The 24,244-nt window shown below is 70.6% G+C and carries 22 protein-coding genes; 14 read left to right on the forward strand and 8 right to left on the reverse strand.

Annotation, left to right across the window (positions count from 1 at the left end):
• Nucleotides 1-182: 182 nt before the first annotated feature.
• Entirely contained in the window at nucleotides 183-1,076 is an 894-nt protein-coding gene (locus tag C5E06_RS01850) for a phosphoribosylaminoimidazolesuccinocarboxamide synthase (RefSeq protein ID WP_104298105.1), read from the reverse strand.
• A complete protein-coding gene (gene purD / locus C5E06_RS01855; RefSeq protein ID WP_104298106.1) occupies nucleotides 1,073-2,356 on the reverse strand; it encodes a phosphoribosylamine--glycine ligase in 1,284 nt (427 codons plus the stop codon). Before purD ends, C5E06_RS01850 begins: the two co-directional genes overlap by 4 nt.
• A gap of 130 nt (nucleotides 2,357-2,486) precedes the next feature.
• Between purD and C5E06_RS01860 the strand changes: the two genes are divergently transcribed.
• Nucleotides 2,487-2,861, forward strand: a complete 375-nt coding sequence (locus C5E06_RS01860) for a sterol carrier family protein (protein WP_104240155.1) — start codon at nucleotides 2,487-2,489, stop codon at nucleotides 2,859-2,861.
• 107 nt (nucleotides 2,862-2,968) lie between these two features.
• Nucleotides 2,969-3,400, forward strand: a complete 432-nt coding sequence (locus C5E06_RS01865; protein ID WP_104240156.1) for a hypothetical protein — start codon at nucleotides 2,969-2,971, stop codon at nucleotides 3,398-3,400.
• A gap of 25 nt (nucleotides 3,401-3,425) precedes the next feature.
• Here the strand turns inward: C5E06_RS01865 and C5E06_RS01870 are convergent, their stop codons facing one another.
• The 4 genes from C5E06_RS01870 to purF form a co-directional block, all read right to left on the reverse strand.
• Nucleotides 3,426-4,040 (reverse strand): energy-coupling factor transporter transmembrane protein EcfT, encoded by a 615-nt coding sequence (locus C5E06_RS01870; RefSeq protein WP_104240157.1) that lies wholly within the window; start codon nucleotides 4,038-4,040, stop codon nucleotides 3,426-3,428.
• A 57-nt stretch (nucleotides 4,041-4,097) separates the two neighbouring features.
• On the reverse strand, nucleotides 4,098-4,799 hold the full coding sequence (locus C5E06_RS01875) for an energy-coupling factor ABC transporter ATP-binding protein (protein WP_104305817.1): 702 nt from the start codon (nucleotides 4,797-4,799) through the stop codon (nucleotides 4,098-4,100).
• Between the two features lie 51 nt (nucleotides 4,800-4,850).
• Nucleotides 4,851-5,483: a biotin transporter BioY gene (locus tag C5E06_RS01880; RefSeq protein WP_104240159.1), complete on the reverse strand. Its 633-nt coding sequence runs from the start codon at nucleotides 5,481-5,483 to the stop codon at nucleotides 4,851-4,853.
• A gap of 143 nt (nucleotides 5,484-5,626) precedes the next feature.
• Nucleotides 5,627-7,084: an amidophosphoribosyltransferase gene (gene purF / locus C5E06_RS01885; protein ID WP_104240160.1), complete on the reverse strand. Its 1,458-nt coding sequence runs from the start codon at nucleotides 7,082-7,084 to the stop codon at nucleotides 5,627-5,629.
• 280 nt (nucleotides 7,085-7,364) lie between these two features.
• On the opposite strand from purF, the gene purM reads away from it, so the two are divergent.
• Nucleotides 7,365-8,471: a phosphoribosylformylglycinamidine cyclo-ligase gene (gene purM / locus C5E06_RS01890; RefSeq protein WP_104240161.1), complete on the forward strand. Its 1,107-nt coding sequence runs from the start codon at nucleotides 7,365-7,367 to the stop codon at nucleotides 8,469-8,471.
• Nucleotides 8,472-8,850: 379 nt separating this feature from the next.
• Here purM and C5E06_RS01895 read toward each other — a convergent pair whose 3' ends face one another.
• A complete protein-coding gene (locus C5E06_RS01895; RefSeq protein ID WP_258063006.1) occupies nucleotides 8,851-9,792 on the reverse strand; it encodes an asparaginase in 942 nt (313 codons plus the stop codon).
• A 243-nt stretch (nucleotides 9,793-10,035) separates the two neighbouring features.
• Between C5E06_RS01895 and C5E06_RS01900 the strand changes: the two genes are divergently transcribed.
• The 5 genes from C5E06_RS01900 (at nucleotide 10,036) to C5E06_RS01920 (ending at nucleotide 15,403) form a co-directional block, all read left to right on the forward strand.
• A complete protein-coding gene (locus C5E06_RS01900; RefSeq protein ID WP_104240162.1) occupies nucleotides 10,036-10,974 on the forward strand; it encodes an ABC transporter substrate-binding protein in 939 nt (312 codons plus the stop codon).
• A 161-nt stretch (nucleotides 10,975-11,135) separates the two neighbouring features.
• Nucleotides 11,136-12,815 carry an aromatic amino acid ammonia-lyase gene (locus C5E06_RS01905; protein WP_104305818.1) on the forward strand — a complete coding sequence of 560 codons (1,680 nt, stop codon included), beginning with the start codon at nucleotides 11,136-11,138 and terminating at the stop codon, nucleotides 12,813-12,815.
• Between the two features lie 46 nt (nucleotides 12,816-12,861).
• Nucleotides 12,862-13,926: an ABC transporter ATP-binding protein gene (locus C5E06_RS01910; RefSeq protein WP_104305819.1), complete on the forward strand. Its 1,065-nt coding sequence runs from the start codon at nucleotides 12,862-12,864 to the stop codon at nucleotides 13,924-13,926.
• Nucleotides 13,923-14,648, forward strand: a complete 726-nt coding sequence (locus tag C5E06_RS01915) for an ABC transporter permease (RefSeq protein ID WP_104305820.1) — start codon at nucleotides 13,923-13,925, stop codon at nucleotides 14,646-14,648. Before C5E06_RS01910 ends, C5E06_RS01915 begins: the two co-directional genes overlap by 4 nt.
• On the forward strand, nucleotides 14,648-15,403 hold the full coding sequence (locus C5E06_RS01920; RefSeq protein ID WP_104305821.1) for an ABC transporter permease: 756 nt from the start codon (nucleotides 14,648-14,650) through the stop codon (nucleotides 15,401-15,403). The genes C5E06_RS01915 and C5E06_RS01920 overlap by 1 nt, the downstream gene beginning before the upstream one ends.
• Before the next feature lie 35 nt (nucleotides 15,404-15,438).
• Here C5E06_RS01920 and ald read toward each other — a convergent pair whose 3' ends face one another.
• Complete coding sequence (gene ald, locus C5E06_RS01925) at nucleotides 15,439-16,560, reverse strand: alanine dehydrogenase (protein ID WP_104305822.1); 1,122 nt, start codon at nucleotides 16,558-16,560, stop codon at nucleotides 15,439-15,441.
• Between the two features lie 150 nt (nucleotides 16,561-16,710).
• Here ald and C5E06_RS01930 point away from each other — a divergent pair, with 150 nt between their 5' ends.
• From C5E06_RS01930 to C5E06_RS01955, 6 genes are all read left to right on the forward strand, one after another.
• Entirely contained in the window at nucleotides 16,711-17,184 is a 474-nt protein-coding gene (locus tag C5E06_RS01930; protein ID WP_104240243.1) for an Lrp/AsnC family transcriptional regulator, read from the forward strand.
• A gap of 364 nt (nucleotides 17,185-17,548) precedes the next feature.
• Entirely contained in the window at nucleotides 17,549-18,940 is a 1,392-nt protein-coding gene (locus C5E06_RS01935) for a dihydroorotase family protein (RefSeq protein ID WP_104305823.1), read from the forward strand.
• A gap of 2 nt (nucleotides 18,941-18,942) precedes the next feature.
• Nucleotides 18,943-19,785 (forward strand): IclR family transcriptional regulator, encoded by an 843-nt coding sequence (locus C5E06_RS01940; RefSeq protein ID WP_104240169.1) that lies wholly within the window; start codon nucleotides 18,943-18,945, stop codon nucleotides 19,783-19,785.
• Complete coding sequence (locus C5E06_RS01945; RefSeq protein ID WP_219820169.1) at nucleotides 19,778-21,646, forward strand: urocanate hydratase; 1,869 nt, start codon at nucleotides 19,778-19,780, stop codon at nucleotides 21,644-21,646. Before C5E06_RS01940 ends, C5E06_RS01945 begins: the two co-directional genes overlap by 8 nt.
• The gene (locus C5E06_RS01950; protein WP_104305824.1) at nucleotides 21,639-22,757 is read left to right on the forward strand and encodes a DUF917 family protein; all 1,119 of its coding nucleotides are present in this window, start codon (nucleotides 21,639-21,641) and stop codon (nucleotides 22,755-22,757) included. Before C5E06_RS01945 ends, C5E06_RS01950 begins: the two co-directional genes overlap by 8 nt.
• Complete coding sequence (locus tag C5E06_RS01955; RefSeq protein ID WP_104305825.1) at nucleotides 22,747-24,054, forward strand: M20 family metallo-hydrolase; 1,308 nt, start codon at nucleotides 22,747-22,749, stop codon at nucleotides 24,052-24,054. The genes C5E06_RS01950 and C5E06_RS01955 overlap by 11 nt, the downstream gene beginning before the upstream one ends.
• Nucleotides 24,055-24,244: the final 190 nt, after the last annotated feature.

Below are 24,244 nucleotides of genomic sequence, written 5' to 3' on the forward strand. Positions count from 1 at the left end.
CGAAGGGAACGGCCGGTGAGGGCACACGCGGATGCGCGTGCGGGATTCCAGGAGGGAGTCCGGGTCGTCAAGCCCAGCGGAGGGCGACAGTGTGTGCGCCGCCGACGGCGATTCTACGACGAGATGAGCAGGCACCCAAGGCGGAGCTGCGCTCCAGGGGCGTCGGACGGACCTAGGCGGACCTAGGCGCGGACGCCCAGACGGTCGAAGAGCTCCGCGTAGCGGGCCTGCGTGCGCTCGATGACCTCGGCGGGAAGCTCGGGCGGCTGGCCTTGCTTGTCCCAATTCGCGGAGAGCCAGTCGCGAACGATCTGCTTGTCGAACGACGACAGGCGCTGCTTCAGCGGCAGGCTCTCGTCGGCGTAGAGCGTCGCATCCCAATACCGGGACGAGTCGCTTGTGAGCACCTCATCGCCGATCGTGATCTCGCCGTTGGCTGGGTTGCGCCCGAACTCGAACTTCGTGTCGGCCAGAATCACTCCGCGCTCCTCGGCGATGGCCGATGCCTCGCGGAAGATGCGCAGCGAGAGGTCGCGCAGCGCGACGGCGTCGTCGAGGCCGACGAGCTCGATCATCTTCTCGAAGCTGATGTTCTCGTCGTGCTCGCCCTGGGGCGCCTTGTACGCGGGGGTGAAGATCGGCGTCGGCAGCCGGTCGCCGTCCTCGAGGCCAAGCGGCAGCTGGATGCCGCACACGGTGCCGTGCTCGCGATACTCGAGGAGTCCGGAGCCGGTCAGGTAGCCGCGCACGACGCACTCGACGGGGAACATCTCGAGGCGAACGACACGCATGGAGCGTGCCGCGGTGTCGGCCGGCAACGCGGCGCCCCACCCGGACGGCTCGCGGAGGTGGTTCGGCACGTCGATGCGATCGAACCACCAGCGGCTCAGCGCCGTCAGGCGTGCGCCCTTGCCGGGGATGCCGGGGGAGAGGATGTGGTCGAACGCGCTCACGCGGTCGCTCGCGACGACCAGCAGCACGCGGTTGTCGTCGGCGGTCTCGTACACCTCACGGACCTTGCCGGAGGACACATGCGACCAGCCCTCGAGGGCCGGAGCGCTGGCGGCGTCGGTCACGACTGCTGCTCGCGGGCGGCGAGCTCCGCGATATCCGCGCGGTACTGGGCGCCGTCGATGTGGATGCGAGACAGGCCCTGGTAGGCGAACGCGCGAGCCTCGGCGATCGTCGCTCCGGTTCCGACCACGTTGAGGATGCGGCCGCCGCTCGTCACGAGGGTGTCGTCGTCGCGCTGCGTGGTCGCCGCCTGCAGGACCTTCACGTTCGGCTCGGCCAGCGCATCCGGAACCCCGGCGATGGTGCGGCCCGACTGCACGTCCTCCGGGTAGCCCTCGCTCGCGAGCACGATCGTGACCGCCGCGTTGTCGGCGATCGCGAGCTCCTCGGGCAGGTGCCCGAGGGTGCCGGTCGCGGAGGCGTAGAGGAGCTCGGAGAGCGGCTGGTCGAGACGCTCGAGCACGGCCTGTGTCTCGGGGTCGCCGAAGCGGGCGTTGAACTCGATGACGCGGATGCCCGCGCTCGTGACGATGAGCCCGCAGTAGAGGAGCCCGGCGAACGGGGTGCCGGCGGCGCGCATCTCGTCGACGACCGGCTTCGCGACCTGATCGACGACGAGCTTCGAGAAGGCGCGCTCGCCGCCGAAGCGCTCGTTGAGGAACGGGACGGGCGTGTACGCGCCCATGCCGCCTGTGTTCGGCCCCGCGTCACCGGCGAGGAGACGCTTGAAGTCCTGGGCAGGCGGGAGCGCCCGCACGTTGACGCCGTCGGAGAAGACGAACTGTGAGACCTCCTGGCCGTCGAGGAACTCCTCGACCAGCACGGGCCCGGCAGCGAGCCAGTGCTCGGCGTGGACAAGCGCGTCCTCGCGGCTCTCGGTCACCATGACGCCCTTGCCCGAGGCGAGGCCGTCGGCCTTCACGACGTACGGTGCACCGAACTCATCGATGGCGGCGGCGACCTCGTCGAGCGTCTCCGCGAGGCGCGCGCCACCGGTGGGGACACCGGCGCGGGACATGACGTCCTTCGCGAACGTCTTCGATCCCTCGATCGTGGCCGCGGCCTTCGACGGGCCGAAGACGGGGATGCCGGCCTCGCGCAGCGCGTCGGCGACACCAGCGACGAGCGGGGCCTCAGGGCCGATGACGACGAGGTCGAAGCTCTCGTCCTTGGCGAAGTCGGTGACAAGCGACGGGTTGTTCACGTCGAGCCGGATCACCTCAGACTCAGCGGCGATGCCGGGGTTGCCCGGGGCCGTGACGATCGAGTGTGCGCGCTCGCTGTGGAGGGCGGCAACAATTGCGTGCTCGCGGGCACCGGATCCGAGGACGAGAATTCTCACCGCACCAGCCTAACCGGGGACGACGGCTCGTGCCGCCGCGTGAACGCAGATGACCGCACGGCGACACCCGGCCGCCACACACGGCTCCACATTCGCACCGCGCCCGCCGGGCCTGTCGCACAATGGGGGCGTGCCGAAACCCCGAATCGCCGACGCCGCAGGGCTCGGAGCCATCACCGCCTGGAGCGAAGCCCGCGCCGCGGGCAGCCCGACGCCCCGCGCCGACGCCGCGACGGCCGTCCGCTACACCCTGCAGGCTCTCGAAGACCGCGCCCCGGGGGCGAGCGTCGAGGTGCGGGTGCCGCCGTTCGGCGCCGTGCAGTGCGTGGAGGGCCCAGGCCACACCCGCGGCACGCCGCCGAACGTCATCGAGCTCGACGTCGACACCTGGCTCGAGCTCGCCACTGGCCGCGTGACCTGGCAGGAGGCGTTCGAGGCGAACCGGGTGCGCGCATCCGGAACCCGCGCCGACGTCTCGCCCTGGCTGCCGCTCGTGCGCCGCTGACAGGCGCGCCACGCCCTGCACGGTCTGCTCGCCCTGCTCATTGAAGCGCCGCGGCGCTCCCCGCGGAGTCTGCGAGCGCTCCCCGCAAACTGCGCGACAATGGATGCATGCTCCGCGAGAACGAACCCACTCAGTCGCGCCCCGAAGAGGGCGGCGACACCATGGCAGGCCGCGAGGTCGACGCCGGACGCGAGTTCGAGGTCTACGACGCTGAACTCGCCGAGTTCGAGGAGCAGGACGAAGACGAGGACGACGGCGTTCGGGAGATGGCGGCGAGGGTCCACCACGTTCCTCGCATGAGCAGCTTCCTCGTGCTCGGTGCGATCGTCGGCGTCGTCCTCGTGACGATCCTCACGTTCGCTTTCCCGCCCAACGAGGTGTTCTCCCGCATCCAGGTGTTCGCGTTCCTCCTCGCGTTCACGGTGCCCGTCACGCTCGCGCTCGGCGGCATTGCCGGGTACATCGCGGGTCGCGTATCGGCGAAGCGCTCGGTCGACGCGCGTTTGATCCGCGCAGACGAGCTCGAGAACCGCTCCTAGCGCACCGGCAGCAGGCGGGCCATCGTCAGTCGTCGAGGCCCCGCGCGTGCAAGGCGTCGGACATGGCGTCGGCGCGGCGCAGCGCACGAACGACGAGCGGCACGGCGAATGCCCGCGGGCTGCCGCGACGGCCCCGAGCGTACTGTGCCTGCCTCGCGGTCTCGGCGAGCTCGGCGACGAGCGGCACCGCGCGCACGCCGAGGGCGAGCTGCAGGGCGACGCGGTCGGGGTTCACGCCCACTCGACGCAGCGGCCCCAGCAGCCAGACGATGGCGTCGATCATGTCCGTGGTGCGGGTCGTGAGGCTCACGAGCGTCGCCGCGAGTACGAGAGCGACGATCGAGCCGACGACGCCGACGGCCCGAGACAGGTCGGCGGACCACCACTGGAAGGCGAAGATGCCGAGCAGGAAGATCCAGGTCGGGCGCACGCCGCGCCACGCGTATCGAGGGCCAAGGCGCGCCGCAGCGAAGCCGAGCGCCGCGACCGCGACGGCGATGCCGGCGGAGAGCGGTGAGCCGAGCGCGAGCACGGCCGCCCCTGCAGCCAGGAGCGCGAGCAGCTTCAGCCCGGCAGGCAGGCGATGGATGATGGAGCTGCCAGGCACGTAGACGGCAAGTGCCGTTCCGCGGTCAGCCACGAGCCCCCGCCGAAGCCCACGCCTCCGCCTCCACCCTCGCGGTCACGGGAAGGGGAGTCACAGCCCGCCCTCGAGTGAGACAGCAGCGCGATAGGCGGCGACCGCATCCCGCGGGGGCCCGTCGAAGTGGAGGCGCCCCTCGTGCACCACGAGCACGCGGTCGAAGCCCGCCAGGATCTCGAGGTCGTGCGTCACGAGGACCACCTGCTGGGGGAGCGTGGCGATACGCGCCGCGATCGCGCGCGAGTTGCGCAGATCGAGGAGCGTCGTCGGCTCGTCGAGCACGAGGATGCTCGGCTCGGTGACGAGCACGGCCGCGAGGGCGAGCAGCTGCTTCTGCCCTCCGGAGAGCAGGTGCGCTGGATGGTCGGCGCGGTCGGCGAGGCCGACCTGCTCGAGCGCCGCAGCCGTGCGCGCGGAGATCTCCGCCCTGCTCAGGCCGCGCCGACCGAGCCCGAAGGCGACATCCTCGCCCACGGTCGGCATGATGATCTGCGAGTCGGGGTCGGTGAAGCAGAACCCCACCCGACGCCGCACCTCCCTGCCGGCGCGCCTCGTGTCGAAGCCCTCGACCGAGACGGTTCCGCTCGTGGGCAGCAGCAGCCCGTTGAGGAGTCTCGCGAGGCTCGACTTCCCGGAGCCGTTCGCGCCGATGACGCCGATCCGCTGCTCGCCGAGCGTCACCGAGATGCCGTCGAGCACGGAGCGACGCTGCGCGCCGTCGCCGAAGCTCACGCTCACGTCGCGCAACTCGATCATGCGCGGCCCCGGCTCAGGAGGCGCCCGCGAGGTGCGACGGCGGCCCCGGCCTCACGCATCCACTGCCGGTGCCGTTGCCTGGTCTGGCGAGGTCGGCCGGTCGCGCCGCCGCCGGTCGGGGAGCAGCCCCGGGTAGGCCTTGTGTACACCTCGCGCGATGAGCGCCGCGACGACGGCCTTCGCGAGGTCGCCCGGCAGGAAGGCGAGCGCCGACAGGGCGGCGGCCCCGAAGCCGATCTTTGCCACGAGTGCGACGCCGATGATCCCGGGCAGGTAGAGCACGAACACGCCCCCGACGGCCGTCGAGACGATGCCGGGGAGAATGCGGAACGGGTTGCCGAAGCGCTCGACGAGCCAGCCGACCGCGAACGCCGCGATGGGGAAGCCGATGAAGTAGCCGACCGTGGGGCTCGCGAGCACCGCGAGCCCACCACGGCCGCCCGCGAGAAGCGGGAGCCCGGCGAGCACCAGGACGTCGAAGAGCAGCAGCGCCGAGAAGCCGCGCTTCGAGCCGAGCACGGCGCCCGCGAGCATGACGCCGAGCGTCTGCAGGGTGATCGGCACTCCGGGGCCGGGGATCGTGATGGCCGGCACCACTCCGAGCGCGGCCACGATGCCGGCGAACACGGCGACCTGCGTGAGGTCGCGCGTGCGATTGCGGGGTGCGGGGTGCGCGTCGGTCATGCACGGGACTCTACCGGCGCGCAGAGCTGCGCACCGACCCCGCTCGGCGGCCGAAACGCACCGAGCGTCCCCGCGGGAACCTATGGAAAACGCATGCTCGTCGTGTGACGAACATGCGTTTCCCGGAGGTCTGTCCCGCTCGGCTAGCTCTTCGTGTTGAGCTCGAGCCAGGCCAAGTACTCGGGAGTCACGGTGCCCGTCACGTACTTGCCGTCGAAGCAGCTCATGTCGAGCTCCTTCACGTCGGAGCCCTCGGTGATGGCCGTGAACAGGTCCCCGACCTCCTGGTACACGAGGCGGTCGGCGCTGATGACCGACGCGATCTCCTCGATCGACCTGCCTGAGGCCACGAGCTCGCCGCGCGACGGCATGTTGATGCCATAGACGTGCGGGTAGCGGACCGGCGGTGCAGCGGACGCGAACGTCACCGAGTTCGCGCCAGCCTGACGCGCCATCTCGACGATCTCCTTCGACGTCGTGCCGCGCACGATCGAATCGTCGACGAGCAGCACGTTCTTGCCGCGGAACTCCGTCGGGAGCGCGTTGAGCTTCTGGCGCACCGACTTCTTGCGCACCTTTTGCCCCGGCATGATGAATGTCCGGCCCACGTAGCGGTTCTTGTAGAAGCCCTCGCGGTAGTCGATGCCGAGGGTCTTCGCCATCTCCATCGCGGTCGGCCTGCCCGAGTCGGGGATGGGCATGACCACGTCGATGTCGCCGGCGGTGATGCTGCGCTCCACCTTCGAGGCGAGGGTCTTCCCCATGCGCAGGCGCGACTCGTAGATGGAGATGCCGTTCATGACGGAGTCGGGGCGGGCCAGGTACACGTACTCGAACGAGCACGGCACGAGGCGCGGGTTCACGGCGCACTGGCGCGAGTACAGCTCGCCGCCCATCGTGATGAAGATGGCCTCGCCCGGCTCCACGTCGCGGACCAGGTCGTAGCCGCCGGACTCCAGCACCAGCGACTCGGACGCCACGACCCACTCGTCGCGGCCGTGCTCGTCGTCGCGTCGACCGAGCACGAGGGGGCGGATGCCGAACGGGTCGCGGAACGCGAGCAGTCCGTGTCCGGAGAGCAGGGCCACGGATGCGTAGGAACCCTCGACGCGGTCGTGCAGGCGGGAGATCGCATCGAACAGGTCATCCGGCGTGAGCTCGTCCCCGTTGATGCCGTGCTGCAGCTCGTTCGCGAGGACGTTGAGCAGCAGCTCCGTGTCGCTCGACGAGTTCAGGTGCCTGCGGTCGACGTTGAAGAGCTCCTTGCGCAGCTCTCGCGTGTTCGTCAGGTTGCCGTTGTGCACGAGGACGATGCCGTAGGGCGCGTTCACGTAGAACGGCTGCACCTCGTCGTCGCTCTTCGCGCTGCCGGCCGTCGCGTAGCGGACGTGGCCGAGGCCGACGTTGCCGAGCAGGTTCCGCATGTCGCGGGTGCGGTAGCCCTCGCGCACCTGGCCCTTGACCTTCGCGATGTGGAAGGTGTCACCGTCCGCCGTCGCGATGCCGGACGAGTCCTGACCGCGATGCTGCAGGAGCAGGAGGGAATCGTAGATCTGTTGGTTGACGGGACTGGTCGAGACGTGACCAACAATGCCGCACACGCTGGGGGAGCTCCAAGCACAGGTAAGCGGGCCCGCGAGGGCCACTGATTTGACCGGACCCGCGAGGGCCACTGATGTGATGAGGCCCGCGAGGGCCACAGTTTTGACGAGGCCCGCGAGGGCCACGAGTGTGATGAGGCACCGAGGCGCCCTGAACGATTTTCCGATTTTGTCACAGCTCGCGGATCCGCGCGCACCCGCGTGGAGAGGGTTCGCTTCCGGCGTCACGTTCGCGGCGCACTAGGCTGTTGGGCGCATCCCCCCGAGGAAAGGGCATTCTGTGTCAGGCAACGACCTCTACGCCGCCGCTGGCGTCGACACCCGTGCGGGTGACACCGCCGTCGAGCTCATGAAGCGCGCCGTCCAGGCGACCCACGGACCGGAAGTGCTCGGGGGCGTCGGCGGTTTCGCCGGGCTCTTCGACGCCTCGCGTCTGACCTCGTTCACGAAGCCGATCCTCGCCACGTCGACCGACGGCGTCGGCACGAAGGTCGCGATCGCGCAGGCGATCGACAAGCACGACACGATCGGCCAGGACCTCGTGGCCATGGTCGTCGACGACATCGTCGTCGTGGGCGCCGAGCCCCTCTTCATGACCGACTACATCGCCTGCGGCCGGGTCGTGCCGGAGCGCATCGCCTCGATCGTCGAGGGCATCGCGAAGGCGTGCGCCGAGACCGGCACCGCGCTCACGGGCGGCGAGACCGCAGAGCACCCTGGCCTCCTCGGGCCCGACGACTACGACGTGGCAGGCGCCGCGGTCGGCGTCGTCGAGGCTGACCGGATGCTCGGACCGGAGCGCGTGCAGCACGGCGACGTCGTCATCTCGATCGCCTCGAGCGGCCTCCACTCGAACGGCTACTCGCTCGTGCGCCGCATCGTCGCCGACCAGGGCCTCGCCTTCACCGACACCTCCGCGGAGCTCGGCGGCGTCGTCGGCGAAGTGCTCCTCGAGCCGACCCGCCTCTACACCGGCCCCCTCGTCAAGCTCCTCGCCGAGCCTGCCCTCGACGGCGCCGTGCACGCCTTCAGCCACGTCACCGGCGGCGGCATCGCCGCCAACCTCGCGCGGGTCCTCCCGCAGGGCGCCTGGATCGAGCTCGACCGCGGCGCGTGGTCGCCGAACGACATCTTCCGCGTCCTCGCGGGCTTCGCGGGCACCGACCTCGAGTCGACGGAAGGCACCTGGAACCTCGGGATCGGGATGTTCGCCGTCGTCGACGCCCAGCGTGCATCCGCGGTCGTCGAGTGGCTCGAAGCCGCTGGCCTGCCGTCGTGGGTTGCCGGCACGATCTCGACCGAGTCGCGCGACTTCGACGGCTTCGAGCAGGGCGCCAAGGGCGTCGATGGCGGCGCGGTGCGCCTCGTCGGCAGCTACGCCAGCTAGGGCAGAACACGAGCCGTCGCGTCTCGCCGAGAGGCGAGGGCGCGGCGGACACGCGGTGCCATCCCCCCACGACGTGACCAACTTGCGTGCAATAGAGGCGGTCTGAGGCGGTTTCGGGGCTGCGGGCGCCGATATTGCACTGATGTTGGCCACGCGCCGGCGGGACTTGGGCGTCACGCGCGGGCGGCGGAACGGCGGCTGGGGCGGCTGGGGCGAGTCTCGGCGCAGCGCCTGCGTGGGGCGGCGCCGCGGGGCCGTGACCAACTTGCGTGAGCTACGCGTGAGTTGAGCCGGTTTCGGGGCTGCGGGTGTCTGCATCTCACGGATGTTGGTCGCGCCGGTGGTGCCTCGGCGGGCGCGGCGGCGCCGTGCCGGGCCGCTACTCGGCGGCGAAGGCCGCCGCGATCTCCTCGGGCGTCGCCTCGTTGGCGATGAGGGCGGCGAGCAGGATGCGCGCCTGGCCGGCCCGCAGGACGGCCGCGTGGATGGCGCCGACAACCGCGAGGTCGTGTCCGCCTCCGCCTCCGCCGTAGCTGGCCTTGAGCACGCCGAACGGCACGCGGCTCGACACGACGAGCGGGATGTCCGATGCCTGGCATTCCCAGGCCGCGGAGACGACGCTCTGGCTCGCGTTGCCCGAGCCGAGGCCGACGAGGACGATGCCCTGCACGCCGGCCTCGAGGCTCGCGTGCAGGTGGGTCGCGTCAGCGCCGGGGCTGACCGCGACGGTGTCGACGCGCATGCCGGCGACGGGCGCGGGAAGGTGCAGGCGGCGGGCGGGTTTGTCGGTGACGCTGCGGAACGCGTCCGCGCGGTCTGCTGAGGCCTTCGTCAGCCCCCACGCCTTGAGGAGCCTGCCGCCGAACGCGACGAGCACGCCTCGGCCGCGGTTCTCCGGGTCGAGCGCGGCGGCGAGGGCTGCCGCGACGTTCGCCGGCCCGTCCGGCGACTCCGACTCGGCCGTGAACTGCGAGCCGGTGAAGACGACGGTCTTGTCGCTTTCGAGCTGCAGGTCCGTGAGCAGCGAGGTCTCCTCCATCGAGTCGGTGCCGTGCAGCACGATGACAGCGCTGACCTCGTCGTCTTCGACCTGGCGTCGCACCTCGTCGCTGATCGACTGCATGTCGGCGAGCGTGAGGCTCGACGAGTCGACGGCCATGAGGTTCACGGCGCGCAGCTGGGCGCCGTGCGCTGCGGTTCCCTCGAGCAGGGCATCCGCCCCGAGGCTCGGCGTCGTCGCGCCCGATGCCGTCGTCGTGCTGGCGATGGTGCCGCCCGTCGCGATGACGGCGATGAGCGGGAGCGAGGATGAGGTCGTCACGTGGTCATTTCTACCCGGTTTGGCTTCCGCGCGCGCTGAGGGTTGACTTCGCCCAATTCGTGCGAATGTACTGAGGATGCGCCGCATCTGGTTCGGGAACACCGGGCCGGTCCGCGACGTTGCGCACGTAACACAGAGTTAATTCGCGCTATCCGGGAAGCGCGCTCCGAATTCATGGGGCACATTCCTAAGATGGCCGAACTCACTGATGTTCTGGCTACCGCCGAAGATAGGGGAACCCCAATGCAGAAGAAGCGTCTGATTACCGGAGGCATCGCTGCACTCGCAGCGATCGGCCTCCTCTCGGCCTGCTCCAACCCGACCGCTCCCGACGCTGGCGGCACCGACGGTGGTGCCGCATCCGGCGACACGATCGTCGTCTCCTCGGCGAACTTCCCAGAGTCCGAGATCATCGGAAACCTCTACGCGGAAGCGCTGAAGGACGCCGGCTTCACCGTCGAGACGCAGTTCAACATCGGCTCGCGCGAGGCCTACATCCCCGCGCTGTCGGACGGATCGATCGACCTCATCCCCGACTACACGGGCAACCTCCTCATCTTCCTCGACCCCGAGGCAGAGACGACGGACGCGGAGACCATCAACACGAACCTCACCGCGGCACTCGAGACGGAGGGGCTCACGGGCCTCACCCCGGCCGACGCCGAGGACAAGGACGCGGTTGTCGTCACGAAGGAGACCGCTGAGAAGTGGAACCTGACGACCATCGCCGACCTCGCCGCCCATAACGCCGAGATCACCTACGGTGCCCCGGCCGAGTTCCAGGAGCGCCCGCAGGGTCTGCCTGGCCTGAAGGCGAACTACGGCGTCGAGCCCGCAGCGTTCACCCCCATCGCCGATGGTGGCGGACCGGCAACGGTCGACGCGCTGGTCAGCGGACAGGTGCAGGTCGCGAACATCTTCACGACGTCGCCCGCGATCGTCGAGAACGACCTGGTCGTGCTCGAAGACCCGAAGAACAACTTCCCGGCCCAGCAGGTCATCCCTGTCGGCAACACCGAGAAGCTCACCCCCGAGGTCGCTGAGGTCATCGACGCCATCTCGGCGCAGCTGACGACCGACGAGCTCATCGCCCTCAACACGCGTGTCTCCGGTGACGAGAAGGTCGAGCCCACCAAGGCCGCGACCGACTGGCTCACCGAGAAGGGCCTGCTCGGCGCCTAGGCTCCGCTTCCCCATCATGCGGTGACGCTGCGAGGGTGGATGCGGGCGAGTCCGGCCGCATCCACCCTCTCAGCAGCAACACCCTGAACCACCGACTTCCCGACCGACTCTCCCCGCTTTCCTCACCTCCAGCTCCAAGATCTACGAGAAGCGAGTTCCGGATGCAGCAGCACGCAGACGCCGAACGGCCGCACGTGCGACCCACGATGCGCCCCAGCAAGCGGGCAGCGCAGGGCAAGCGGTCGGTCACGGACGCCTCCTCGGCCGGAGTCAACGCGCTCGCGGGCACCAGCGCAGAGGGGTCGTTGCCGCTGACGAGCTTCGTCATCGGCCGCGACCGGATGACGCCGCGGATCCTGGAGCGGCTCGCCGTCACGGTCGGCCACCTCGACATCGACCCGCACGTCAGGGTCCGGCTCGCAGAGGCGCGGGGCGTCATCGAGAGCGTCATGGCCCGCGGCGAGCCCGCGTACGGCGTCAACCGCGGCCTCGGGCCGCTGCGCGACCAGGAGATCCCGGAGGAGCTGCAGCACGCGTTCCAGCTGTTCGTGCTCGCCTCCCACGACGCGGCGGTCGGCAAGAACCTCACCCCCATCGAAGCGCGAGCCGTGATGCTCGCGCGCCTCGCCGTCATGGCGCAGGGCAACTCCGGCGCCACGACGGCGCTGTTCGAGGGCCTGCGCTGCCTGCTCGAATGCGGCGTCACCCCGGCCATCCCGTCCGAGGGGTCCGTCGGCGCCGCCGACCTGTCGATGCTCGCCGCCGTCGGCAACGTGCTCGTCGGCCGCGGGCGCGTGCTCGACGAGACCGGCACGCAGACCGTCCCCGCCCGCGAGGCGCTGGCGACGGCCGGCCTCGTGCCGCTCGAGCTCGCCGCGAAGGACGGGCTCGCGCTCGTCGGGGCGAACGCCGCCTCCGTCGGCATCGCGGCCCTCACCTCCGTGCGGCTCGACCGGTTCACCGCATCCGCTGACCTCGTCGTCGCCCACACCTTCGACGCCCTGAACGGCAGCGTCAAGGGCTTCCAGGAGAAGGTCGTCGCGGCCAGGCCCCACCCCGGCCAGATCAGGGCGGCCGCGCGCTTCCGCTCCCTGCTCGGCTCGAGCCGCGCCTACGGGCCGGCCACGGCGGGCTCCCTGCAGGACCCGCTCTCCATGCGCACCGTGCCGCAGGTGCACGGCACCCTCATCGAGCAGGCGGATGTGCTGCGCGAGTCGGTCACGGTCGAGCTGAACGCGCGCAGCGAGAACCCGTACATCGACATCGACAACGACGTCATCATCTCGAACGGCAACTTCTCGACCATCCAGATGGCCATCACGGCCGACTCCGTGCGCCTGCTGCTCGCGCACTTCGGCATCATGAGCGAGCGGCGCTGCTCGCTCATGATCAGGCGCCTCCGCTCCGAGCGGTCGCTCGTCGAGCAGGTGCTGTCGATCGACGACGCCGACCATCCGTTCGTGCCCGTCATCCTCGCCAACACGGCATCGTCGCTCATGGCGCGCCTGCAGCAGCTCGCGGCGCCCGTCTCGCACCTCGGCGGGGTCGTCGGCGACGGCGTGGAAGACCACAACGCGCAGGGCTACCTGGCCGTGCGGCTCCTCGAGGACAGCCTCGAGGCGGCCGAGCGGCTCCTCGCCATCGAGGGGCTCCTCGCCGTCGGCGTTGGCGTCGCCGCGCCAGCCCCGAGCATGAAGGACCGCGCTCCGCTTGTGGTGCAGCTCTCGAAGCGCATCCGCGAGACCCTCGCCCTCAACGACCCGGCGATCATGACCTCTCAGCGAATCGACCGCGTGCGCGCCGACATCGCCGAGCTGAGCGAGCACGTGCAGGACGCGTGAGCTCCACGCTCGCCCAACGACCACCCGTCACCAGCCAAGGAGCAGCATGATCACCTTCGAGAACGTCACCAAGACGTATCCGGATGGCACCACGGCGGTGAACGACCTCAGCCTCAACATCGAGGAGGGCTCGTTCACGGCCTTCGTCGGTCCGAGCGGATGCGGCAAGACCACGTCGATGCGCATGATCAACAAGATGATCGACGCGTCCAGCGGCCGCATCACGGTGGCGGGCAAGGACGTCGCGGACGTCCCCTCCACCCAGCTGCGCCTCGGCATCGGGTACGTGATCCAGAACGCCGGCCTCTTCCCGCACCGCACCGTGCTCGACAACGTCGCGACGGTGCTGCGCCTGAAGGGGGTCCCCGCGAAGGAGGCCAGAGCGAAGGCCATGGATGCCATCGAGCGCGTCCGCCTCCGCCCCGAGCTGGTCCACCGCTACCCGGCCGACCTCTCCGGCGGCCAGCAGCAGCGCGTCGGCGTGGCCCGTGCCCTCGCGGCGGATCCGCCCATCCTGCTCATGGACGAGCCGTTCAGCGCCGTCGACCCGGTCGTGCGCGACGAGCTGCAGCAGGAGATGATCCGCTTGCAGCGCGAGCTGAAGAAGACGATCGTGTTCGTCACGCACGACATCGACGAGGCCCTCATCCTCGGCGACAAGATCGCCGTCTTCGGGCCGGGGGGCGTGCTCCACCAGTACGCGGCAGCCGAGGAGGTCATGACGAGGCCCGCCAACACGTTCGTGTCGAGCATGATCTCGAAGGACCGCGGCTACCGCGCCCTCACGTTCCGGGACGCCTCGCTCACCGCGGAGCCCCTCGCCGACGCCGTGGCCGGCATCATCGGCCTCGATGGGCACACGGCCGAGTGGTCGCTCGCGGTCGACGAGGACGGCCGCCCAGACGCGTGGCTGCACCGTGCGAGCTCGCTGCGCGTCCCGGTCGGCGCGGTCGTGACGCTCGACGACAACCTGCGGCGCTCTCTGGATGCGGTGCTCGCCTCCCCAGCCGGCCTCGCGATCGTCGTCGACCAGGCCGGCGTGGCCACCGGAGTGGTGCGCGGCGAGGCCGTCTTCGCCCGCGTCGCGGACGCGAGCGGCGAGCGATCATGAACTGGCTCATCGCGAACTGGGAGACGGTCTGGCCGATCATCATCCAGCACGCCGTGCTGTCGGTGGTGCCGACGGTGCTCGGCCTCGTCATCGCCCTCCCGCTCGGGATGCTCCTCGTCGGGCGACCGCGCGGACGAGGCGTCGCGATCATCGTCGCGAGCATCGTCTTCACGATCCCCTCGCTTGCGCTCTTCGTCGTGATCCCGTCGATCGTGGGCACGCCCATCATCAGCCCGCTCAACGTGATCATCGCGTTGACGCTCTACTCGACGGCGCTGCTCATCCGCACCGTGCTGGAGTCGCTCGACGCGGTTCCGGACGACGTGAAGGACGCGTCGAGCGCCATCGGCTACTCGCCCATCAAGCGCGTCATCGCGGTCGAGCTGCCCCTCGCCATCCCCGTGCTCGTCGCCGGGCTCAGGGTCGTCGCGGTCACCAACGTCTCGCTGGTCTCCGTGGGCGCCGTCATCGGCGTCGGCGGCCTCGGCCAGCTCTTCACCGCCGGGTTCCAACGCGACTACCCTGACCAGATCTTCGCGGGCATCATCACGATCCTCGTGCTCGCGTTCATCTTCGACCGCGTCATCGCGATCATCGGCGTCGCGACCACCCCATGGCTGCGCAGCGACCGGGTGAAGGCGAAGCGGGCGTCGAGGCGCACGCCGAACGAGCGCACCGAGACCGCCATGCTCGACACCGTCATCGCGAAGGGGGACATCTGATGTTCAACGAGATGCTGTCCTACTTCCTCGACCCGGCCAACTGGGCGGGCTCCTCGAGCATCCCGGCCAGGGTCGGCGAGCACCTCTGGTACTCGCTGCTGGCGGTCGCGCTGGCCGCCGTCATCGCGTTCCCGCTCGGTCTCGTCATCGGCCACACGGGCAAGGGCACGACGTTCATCGTCGCCACCGCCAACGTGCTGCGAGCGCTCCCCAGCCTCGGTCTCATGACGCTGCTCGTGCTGCTCATGGGCCTCGGACTGTTCCCGCCGGTGATCGCGCTGGTCGTGCTCGCCGTGCCCCCGCTCCTCGCCGGCGTCTACTCGGGTGTCGCGAACGTGAGCCGCGCGACGGTGGATGCGGCGCGCGCCATGGGCATGACCGAGTGGCAGATCGTGTGGCAGGTCGAGCTGCCGAACGCGATGCCGCTCATCGTCGCAGGGCTCCGCAGCGCGGTGCTGCAGGTCATCGCCACGGCGACCATCGCCGCCTACGTGAACCTCGGCGGCCTCGGACGCTACATCTTCGACGGCCTCGCCGTCACGGACTACGGGCGCGTGCTGGTCGGCGCTGTCCTCGTCACGGGGCTCGCTCTGGTCGTCGACGGCCTGCTCGCGCTGCTCGGGCGACTCGTCGTCCCTGGCCGCACGAAGCGCGGGTCGAAGGGTGCCGGGGCTGAGGCCGGTGCCGGTTCTCGCGCCGGCGCCTCCTCGGGCGCGACCGCCGCATCCACGAGCGCGGCCACGGCGAGCGCGTAGCCCCCGGACGGGCGGGCGCGGCGCCAGGGACCGAGCTACTCGGCGGCGAGGACCTCGTCGACCGGGCGGTAGGCGAGGCCGAGCGCCGTGGCGACACCTCGGTTGGTGACGTGCCCGCCGTGCACGTTGAGGCCGAGCGCGAGGGCATGGTCCTCCTGCATGGCCCGCTTCCAGCCCTTGTCGGCGATGGCGGTCACGTACGGGAGCGTCGCGTTCGTGAGGGCGCGCGTCGAGGTCTCCGGCACGGCACCCGGCATGTTGGCGACGCAGTAGTAGATCGAGTTGTGCACGGCGAACGTCGGGTCGTCATGCGTCGTGGGGTGGGAGCCCTCGAAGCATCCGCCCTGGTCGATCGCGATGTCGACGAGCACCGAACCCTTCTTCATGCCCGCCACCATCTCGTCGGTGACGAGCTTTGGGGCGGCGGCGCCCGGGATGAGGACGGAGCCGACGACCAGGTCGGCCTCGGCGAGCTGCGCCGCGATCTCGTACGCCGACGATGCCCGCGTCTGGATCTTGCCCTGGAACTGCACCTCGAGCTCACGGAGGCGCGGGATGTTCAGGTCGATGATGGTGACGTCCGCGCCCATGCCGACGGCGTTCGCGGCGGCGTGCTCCCCGGCGACACCGCCGCCGATGACGACGACCTTCGCCTTCGGGGTGCCTGGCACGCCGCCGAGCAGCAGGCCGCGTCCGCCAGCGGCCTTCATGAGGTGGTAGGCGCCGACCTGGGTGGCGAGGCGGCCGGCGACCTCGCTCATGGGCGTGAGCAGCGGCAGGGAGCGGTTCGGGAGCTGCACCGTCTCGTACGCGATGGCGGTCGTGCCGGCGTTCGCGAGCGCCTCCGTCTGCGCGCGGTCGGCCGCGAGGTGCAGGTAGGTGAAGAGCACCAGCTCGGGGCGCATGTGGCGGTATTCGGCGGCGATGGGCTCCTTCACCTTGAGCAGCAGCTCGGCCGTCGACCAGACCTCGTCTGCGGTCGCGAGGATGCGCGCACCCGCCGCCTCGTAGGAGGTGTCGGGGATTGCCGAGCCGAGGCCGGCCCCCGCCTCGATGAAGACCTGGTGGCCGTGGCGCTCCAGCTCGTGGACCCCGGCGGGCGTGATAGCCACGCGGTTCTCGTTGTTCTTGATCTCCGTCGGGACCCCGATGCGCATGATTACCCCTTTGTGTTCGTGCTCGTTCGGTGCTTCTCTCCGGCAATCATGCGCAGAACGTGTTTCGAATACGTTGAATGCCGAAGAAACATCGGCATGTGAGGGAGAATCGGGGCAAAACTTCGCTGAGGAGGCACACGCGTGGGTGAGATGCCGAAGGAACTACGGGCCGTCGACGCCGGGCTGCTCGACGATGTCGACCGCCGTCTCGTCGAGCTGCTGCAGGCCAACTCGCGGCAGTCGAACACGCAGCTCGCGGCCGCGGTCGGTATCGCCCAGTCGACGTGCATCGCGCGCGTGCGCTCGCTCGTCGATCGCGGCATCATCACGAGGTTCACGGCGGATGTGGGCCTGCCGCAGCTGGGCCTCGCGCTGCAGGCACTCATCAGCGTCAACATCCGCTCGGGGCAGCGCCAGGAGCTCGCGCACTTCGCGGAGGAGATGCGTGCGCTGCCCGAGGTCGTGCAGATCTTCTTCCTCGGCGGCTCGGAGGACTTCATCGTGCACGTCGCCGTCCGCGATTCGAACGACGCGAGGGAGTTCGTGGTGGCGAACCTGTCGACGCACCCTGCCGTCGCCTCCACTCGAACGAGCATCGTCTTCGACCACCACCGCATCCGCTGAGCTGCCGCGTCGTGCGTGCCGCGTCCTGCGTGCCACACGGCAAGACGTCGGTCCTTGGCGGATTCACGGAGGTGACGACCTGCAGATACCCCAGGTCTGCGAGCGTCGGGGCCGTACCCCGCGCAGACTTCGGGCATGTGCAGGCGCGGCGGAGCGCAAGCCTGCGCGAGGCCGAGGTCTGTGTAGCCGGAGTGCGCCCGACCCGTAGGTCCCCTTCGTCTCAACGCCGACCCAACGCCGACCTGACGCCGACCCTGACCAGCGCTGACCGGCCCGCTCCGGCACCCGCTCCGGCACCCGCAACTCATCCCGTGATCTGAGAACGCAGTAGCCGGGACCGCCGTGACGTTCTTATTCTGTGTGCATGGATCCAGCAGCGCAGGTGCAGGACGACGACCTCGTCGCGACCCTCATCGTGCGTGGGAAGATCCGAGACCCGCGCGGCGTCTGGGGGCAAGGCGAGGTGTGGGCAGCGGGGCCGCGCATCGTCGCGGTGCACACGGGCCGCTCTCGCACCCCGGCACCCGCTGGCGCCCGCATCGTCGACGTCGGCGACGCCTACGTGCTGCCCGGAGTGGTGGATGCGCACGTGCATTCCCTCTCGCACGGCGGCGAGGGCATCGCGGCGGCGACGAGGGCCGCCGCGGCCGGTGGCGTGACGACGATCGTCGAGATGCCCTATGACGGAACCGGCCCCATCAACAGCCTCGACAGGCTCCGGGCGAAGCAGGACCTCGCGAACGATGAGGCGCACATCGACGTGGCGCTCCTCGGCACGCTCGCGCCCGGCGGCGGCTGGCGCGCGGCCGGCGAACTCGCCGAGGCTGGGGCTGCCGGCTTTAAGGTGTCACTGTTCAACACGCACGAGACGCGCTTTCCTCGCATCGATGACCGCGAGCTGCTGAGCGTCATGGCCGCGGTTCGGGACGCGGGACGCACGCTGTGCACGCACGCCGAGAACAACGAGATCATCCAGGCGCTCCTCCGCGAGGAGCGAGCGGCGGGCAGCACCGACCCGCAGTCGCACTCACGCTCTCGTCCGCCCGTCTCGGAGACGCTGGGTGTGCTGACGGCACTCGAGGTCGCCGCCGACACTGGGGCCAGGCTGCACGTCTGCCACCTGTCGCTGCCCCGCAGCGTCGACCTGGTCGACTGGTACCGGACGCAGGGCGCCGACGTCACGCTCGAGACCTGCCCGCACTACCTGACCTTCACCCAGGACGACCTCGAGACGCAGCGGGGGCACCTGAAGATCAACCCGCCGTTGCGGGACGCGGAGGCGCGCGACGGGCTGTGGGATCGCCTCGGCAGGGGCCTGGTAAGCGTGGTCAGCTCGGACCACGCCCCGTGGTCGAGGGAGCTGAAGGAGCACGACGTCATGCTCGACAACAGCTCGGGCGCGCCGGGCGTGCAGACGCTCGTCGCCGCGACGCTGGGCGGCGCGCTGCGTCGTGATCCGTCCGGCACGCTGCTGGCGCAGGCGGTGGATGCGCTCACGATCAGCCCAGCGCGCCGGTACGGTCTCGACGCTCGGAAGGGGTCGCTCGAAGTCGGCAAGGACGCCGACATCGTCGTATTCACGCCGGGGGACGCATCCATCGAACTCGACCGGATGCTCTCGAACGCCGGCTGGACGCCATACGAGGGCATGTCGCCCGGCGGCAGTGTGACGCACACCTTCTCGCGCGGCGAGCTCGTCTACTCCGACACCGCGGGGCTCCTGGCGCGCGCGGGCCGGGGAGAGGTGCTGGTCTGACCATGAGCGATCTACGACCGAAGGCGGACCCGAACGGACGGCCCATATCGGGGGGAGCGGCCGCCTCCGGCGGGGCTGGGGGGACCGGGGGAGCCGCGTACAAGTCGCTGCACCGTGGCCTCGAGATCCTGCAGCTCATCCAGGGCCGAGGGCGGCTCAAGATCTCGGAGATCAGCAGCGAGCTCGGCATGCCGCTGTCGACCGTGTACCGCTACGTGACCGTGCTTCGAGACGCGGGCTTCGCGATCGAGATCGACGGCTACCTCATGCCGTCGAGCCGCCTCGCGGAGAACGACGACGCCTCCCCGCACCTCGTGCGCTACGCGGCACCGGTGCTGCGTCGCCTCAGGGAGCTCACCGGCATGACGGCGATCCTCGCCGTGCGCGTGCACATCACGGCCGTGTGCCTGGAGGTGTCGTATGCGCATCCGCAGCACCGCATCCCCTTCGGCCGCGGGAAGGTGCGCAGCCTGTACGCGGGGGCGACGGCCCTGCCCCTGCTCGCGTACGCGCCGAAGAAGGTCGTGCGCGAGCTGCTCTCCGGCGGCCTCCGCGCGTACACGACCGCGACGATGAGCCCGGAGATGATCGAGCCGTACCTGCGGCAGGTGCGCGCCGAGGGGCACGCCGTCTCCTACGGGCAGATCACCCCTGGCATGGTCGGCATCGGGGTGCCCGTCTTCGCGGGCGGCCGAGTGCTGTGCTCCCTGTCTCTTGTCGGTGACGAGCGGCAGACTGGGGTACTGGACGAGCGCGTCGCGCTCCTCAAGCAGGGAGCTGCAGAGCTCGCCGCGAAACTGCCGTCGAACGTCGACCTCGAAGTCTGGAGCGACCAGAGTGCCTGAAATCGCCGCGAACCCCGCAGCCCCGTCCCCCGCGTTCGAGGAGTCCGCGCCGCCCGTGTCCGGGCCGCTCGCGAGCCCCATCCTCGCGCGTGGGACGCAGCCGATCACCGCGCAGCGCGGCACGAAGCTGCGCGCGAGGAACTGGCGGGCCGAGGGCCTGCTTCGCATGTTCGAGAACGTGCTCGAGGTGGGCGAGAACGCGGCGGAGCTCATCGTCTACGCGTCGCTCGGCAAGGCCGCCCGCAACTGGGACGAGGCCTGCCGCATCGTGAACTCGCTGCTCGAGCTGGACGAGGCCGAGACGCTGATCCTGCAGACGGGCGCCGCGGTCGGCATCATGTCGACGAAGCGCGACTCGCCCATGGTGCTCTCCGCCGTCAACAACACCGTCGGCAACTGGGCGACCAGCGACCGCTTCTACGAGCGGTACCGGGCCGGGCAGACCATCTGGGGCGGGCTGACGGCCGCCGCCTGGCAGTACATCGGCAGGCAGGGCGTGCTGCAGGGCACGTACGAGCTCCTCCGCGAGGTGCTGGTCCAGCACTACGACGCGCGGGCAGAGGGCCGGTGGATGCTCACGGCCGGGCTCGGCGGCATGGGCTCAGCCCAGCCCATCTCGGCGCGCATCCTCGGCCTGTCGTCCCTGACCGTGGAGATCGACCAGGTGAAGATCGACCGGGCGCTCGCGGTAGGCGGCGTCGACGTCCTCGCACCCTCGCTCGACGACGCGCTGGCGCTGCTCGAGGCGGCCCGCGCCGAGGGCATCCCCGCCGCCGTCGCGCTCCGCGCCAACGCGGCGGCCGTCTTCGCGGAGCTCGCCGCGCGCGGCGTCACCCCGGACATCGTCACCGACCAGACCGCCGCTCACGATGCGCGCTACGGCTACGTGCCCCTCGAGTACACGCTCGACGAGTGGATCGCCGCCCGTGAGTCCGAGCCGGAACGCGTCGAGGCCCTCGCACGCGCCTCCATGGCCAAGCAGGTGGAGGCCATGCTCACGCTGCAGGAACGCGGATCCATCGCCTTCGAGAACGGCAACAACCTGCGGGTGAAGGCGCTCGAGCACCTCGGCGAGGGCGAAACCGAGCGGGTCAACCGCATCCCCGGCTTCATGGAGGCCTACCTCCGGCCGCTCTTCGCGCGCGGCATCGGCCCCTTCCGCTGGGTGTGCCTGTCCGGCGACGTCGAAGACCAGCTGACCATGGACGCGCTCGCATCCTCGCTCTTCCCGGACCGGCCCGAGGTCGCCGAGTGGCTCGCGCTCGCGGGCGTCCACGTGCCGCAGCAGGGCCTCCCCGCGCGGTCCTGCTGGCTCGGGCACGGCGAACGCTCGCGCCTCGCGCAGGCCGCGAACGAGCTCGTCGCCGACGGCCGACTCACGGCTCCCGTGCTCTTCAGCCGCGACCACCTCGACTCCGCCGGCATGACCCATCCGCGCATCGGCACCGAGGGCATGCGAGACGGCTCCGACGGCGTCACCGACTGGCCGCTCCTCGACGCCATGCTGCTCTCCACCGCCGGGGCCGACCTCGTCGCGATCCACTCGGGTGGCGGCGGCTACACGGGGTGGATGCAGTCCGCCGGCGTCTCCATCGTCGCCGACGGCAAGCCGGAGACCCTCGAACGACTCCGCCTGGCTCTCGACCTCGACACGGGGCTCGGCGTCATCCGCCACGCCGCCGCCGGCTACGAGGAGGCCGCGTCCGCCATCGCGCGGAACGGCGAGACGGGCGACGCCCCCATCGCCGCCCTCGGGCTCGCCGCGCGCGGTGCCCCCGCGTCCGCCGGGCCGGCCGCAGAAGAGGCCGCAGCGCCGGCGGCATCCACCCCCACCGACCCCGAAGGGAACGCCCGTGCGTGAACTGACCCAGGAAGACGCCGTCCACGGAGTGCTCGGAGGCGGTGTGCTCGCGTGCGGCGGCGGCGGGTGGAAGCACCACGGCGAGCTCATGGGCCGCATGGCGACCGAGCTCAACAGGCCGGTGCTCGCGGGCATCGACGAGCTCCCGGAGGACAGCTGGGTGGCGACGGTCACCGCGATCGGCGCGCCAGCCGCGAAGAACTGGGAGATCCGCCCCGTCGACTACGTGCACGCCCTGCAGGAGCTCATCAGGGCGACTGAGGTGCCCATCTCGGCCGTCATGACCGCGCAGAACGGCTACTCGACGACCCTGAACGGCTGGATCCAGTCGTCCGTGCTCGGCGTCAAGGTGCTGGATGCGGCCGGAGACGTGCGCGCGCACCCGACGGGCAAGCTCGGCTCGCTCGGCCTCGCCGAGCGAGAAGGCTACGTGGCGACGCAGGTCGTGTCGGGCGGCAACCGCGCCCTCCACGGCCACTTCCTCTCCGTGAACCGGGGCACGATCAACACATGCGACGACGTGCTGCGCGACATCTCGGTGCGCACGGGCGGCTTCATCGCCGCCGCCCGCAACCCGGTCGAGCTGAGCTACGTGCGCGAGCACGCCGCGCACGGGTCGATCTCGCTCGCCCTCGACCTCGGCAGGGACATGGCGGCGGCGCTCCGGAAGCGCGGCGCCGGCAAGCAGGAGGCGTTCGTGCAGGCAGTCGTCGAACGCCTCGGCGGCACGGTCGTCTCGCGCGGGCCGCTCGGCCTCGAGGTGCCGACCGACACGCACGGAGGCTGGGACCACGGCACCTTCCGCATCGGCGACTTCACGGTGCCGTACCTCAACGAGTACATGGCCATCGAGTCGGGCGGGGAGCGCATCGCAACCTACCCGGACACGATCATCCTCCTCGACCCGAAGCTCGGAGAGGCGGTCGCGGTGAAGGATGCCGCCGAGGGGCAGGAGGTTGTGCTCGTGTCGGTGCCGGCCTCCGGGCTGCCGGTGTCGTCGTCGGCGATCGACGAGTCCGGGCTCGCCGAGATCGAGCAGATCATGGGCATCGACTTCCTGAAGTACCGCGACTCGGGACTCGTCGGCGGAACGGCCGGCTATGTCGGCTGACACCGCGGATGCGCTGCTCGGCGCCGTCGACCCGTCGCGTCTGCGGCCAGACCAGCAGCGGGTGCTCGCCGACCTGACCGAGCTCGCCGGCCTCATCGAGAGCGCAGAGCCAGGGTTCTCCCGCCGGGTGTTCTCCGACGCGTACCGTGCGGGGCGCGAATGGGTGCGAGACCGGATGCGCGCATCCGGTCTCGACGCGCACATCGACCCGGCGGGCAACGTCGTCGGGGTGCTGCGCGGCGCGAACTCGTCGCTGAAGCCCCTCATGACCGGCTCGCACACCGACACCGTGCACGCGGGCGGACGCTACGACGGCATCGTGGGCGTGCTCGGCGGCATCGAGGTCGCGCGGCGCCTGCGCGAGGAGGGCATCACGCTCGCACGTGACCTATACGTCGTCGACTTTCTCGGCGAGGAGGCGAACTCGTTCGGCGTCTCCTGCATCGGCTCGCGCTCCATCGCGGGGCTGCTCCTCCCCGAGCACCTCGAGCGCACGAACGGCGACACGGCGCTTCGGCTCGGCGACGCCATGACGGGGTTCGGCCTCGACACGAGCGGCGCCCTCGGCCAGGCCTGGGCGCCCGGCTCCCTGCACGCCTACCTCGAGCTGCACATCGAGCAGGGGCCGCAGCTCGAACGCAGCGGCAAGCAGATCGGCGTCGTGACGGCGATCGCGGGCATCGAACGCCTCATGGCCGCGTTCTCGGGCCGAGCAGACCACGCGGGCACCATGCCCATGCAGGGCAGGCACGACGCGCTCATCGCGGCCGCCGAGGCGATCCTCACGATCGAGCGAGAAGCGTGCGGGGCCCCCATCCACGGCGTGTCGACGACGGGCCGTATCGAGTCGTCGCCTGGCTCCTTCAACATCGTTCCAGACGAGGCGCGCATCTGGGCGGAGATGCGCAGCGTGGACGCGTCGTGGCTGCACGGCGCGAAGCGTCGCGTCGCCGAGGATATCGCTGCGGCTGCCGCGCTCCGCGGTGTCGAGACTGCCATCGAGTGGCTCAACGACCAGGACCCGGTCGCGGCCGATCCCGACGTGCAGCGCCTCCTCGGCGACGCCACGGACGCGCTCGGCTACACGTGGGAGGCCGTGCCGTCCGGCGCGGGCCACGACGCGGCGCACCTCGCGCACCTCGGACCTATGGGCATGATCTTCGTGCCATCGGTCGGCGGGCGCAGCCACGTGCCCGAGGAGTTCACCGAGGCCGACGACATCGCGGTCGGCATCCACGTGCTCGCGACGGCGCTCGTCGCCGCCGACCGCAGCGAGCGCCCCCTCGCCGTGAGCTGACCGCGCCGGCCCCGCCCTCGCGCCCTCGCGCCCTCGCGCCCTCGAGCCCCCGCGCCCGCCCCGCCCTCGCCTCGCGCCCGTGCCCGCACGGTTTCGGGATGGGTTTCGCGCTTCGGGATCAGTTGCAACCCATCCGCGTGCGTGTATGTCATCCCGAAACTGCACTGGCCGCTTCGTGACGCCGCGCCGC

Source organism: Pseudoclavibacter sp. RFBI5 (genome assembly GCF_002931395.1).
Classification (GTDB): Bacteria; Actinomycetota; Actinomycetes; order Actinomycetales; family Microbacteriaceae; genus Pseudoclavibacter.

Excerpts from the sequence above, each read along its gene's own strand:
- C5E06_RS01865 (WP_104240156.1), top strand. The coding sequence starts at position 2,969 with ATGCTCCGCGAGAACGAACCCACTCAGTCGCGCCCCGAAGAGGGCGGC.
- C5E06_RS01875 (WP_104305817.1), bottom strand. The coding sequence starts at position 4,799 with ATGATCGAGTTGCGCGACGTGAGCGTGAGCTTCGGCGACGGCGCGCAG.
- C5E06_RS01880 (WP_104240159.1), bottom strand. The coding sequence starts at position 5,483 with ATGACCGACGCGCACCCCGCACCCCGCAATCGCACGCGCGACCTCACG.
- C5E06_RS01900 (WP_104240162.1), top strand. The coding sequence starts at position 10,036 with ATGCAGAAGAAGCGTCTGATTACCGGAGGCATCGCTGCACTCGCAGCG.
- C5E06_RS01905 (WP_104305818.1), top strand. The coding sequence starts at position 11,136 with ATGCAGCAGCACGCAGACGCCGAACGGCCGCACGTGCGACCCACGATG.
- C5E06_RS01910 (WP_104305819.1), top strand. The coding sequence starts at position 12,862 with ATGATCACCTTCGAGAACGTCACCAAGACGTATCCGGATGGCACCACG.
- C5E06_RS01915 (WP_104305820.1), top strand. The coding sequence starts at position 13,923 with ATGAACTGGCTCATCGCGAACTGGGAGACGGTCTGGCCGATCATCATC.
- C5E06_RS01920 (WP_104305821.1), top strand. The coding sequence starts at position 14,648 with ATGTTCAACGAGATGCTGTCCTACTTCCTCGACCCGGCCAACTGGGCG.
- ald (WP_104305822.1), bottom strand. The coding sequence starts at position 16,560 with ATGCGCATCGGGGTCCCGACGGAGATCAAGAACAACGAGAACCGCGTG.
- C5E06_RS01930 (WP_104240243.1), top strand. The coding sequence starts at position 16,711 with ATGCCGAAGGAACTACGGGCCGTCGACGCCGGGCTGCTCGACGATGTC.
- C5E06_RS01935 (WP_104305823.1), top strand. The coding sequence starts at position 17,549 with ATGGATCCAGCAGCGCAGGTGCAGGACGACGACCTCGTCGCGACCCTC.
- C5E06_RS01940 (WP_104240169.1), top strand. The coding sequence starts at position 18,943 with ATGAGCGATCTACGACCGAAGGCGGACCCGAACGGACGGCCCATATCG.
- C5E06_RS01955 (WP_104305825.1), top strand. The coding sequence starts at position 22,747 with ATGTCGGCTGACACCGCGGATGCGCTGCTCGGCGCCGTCGACCCGTCG.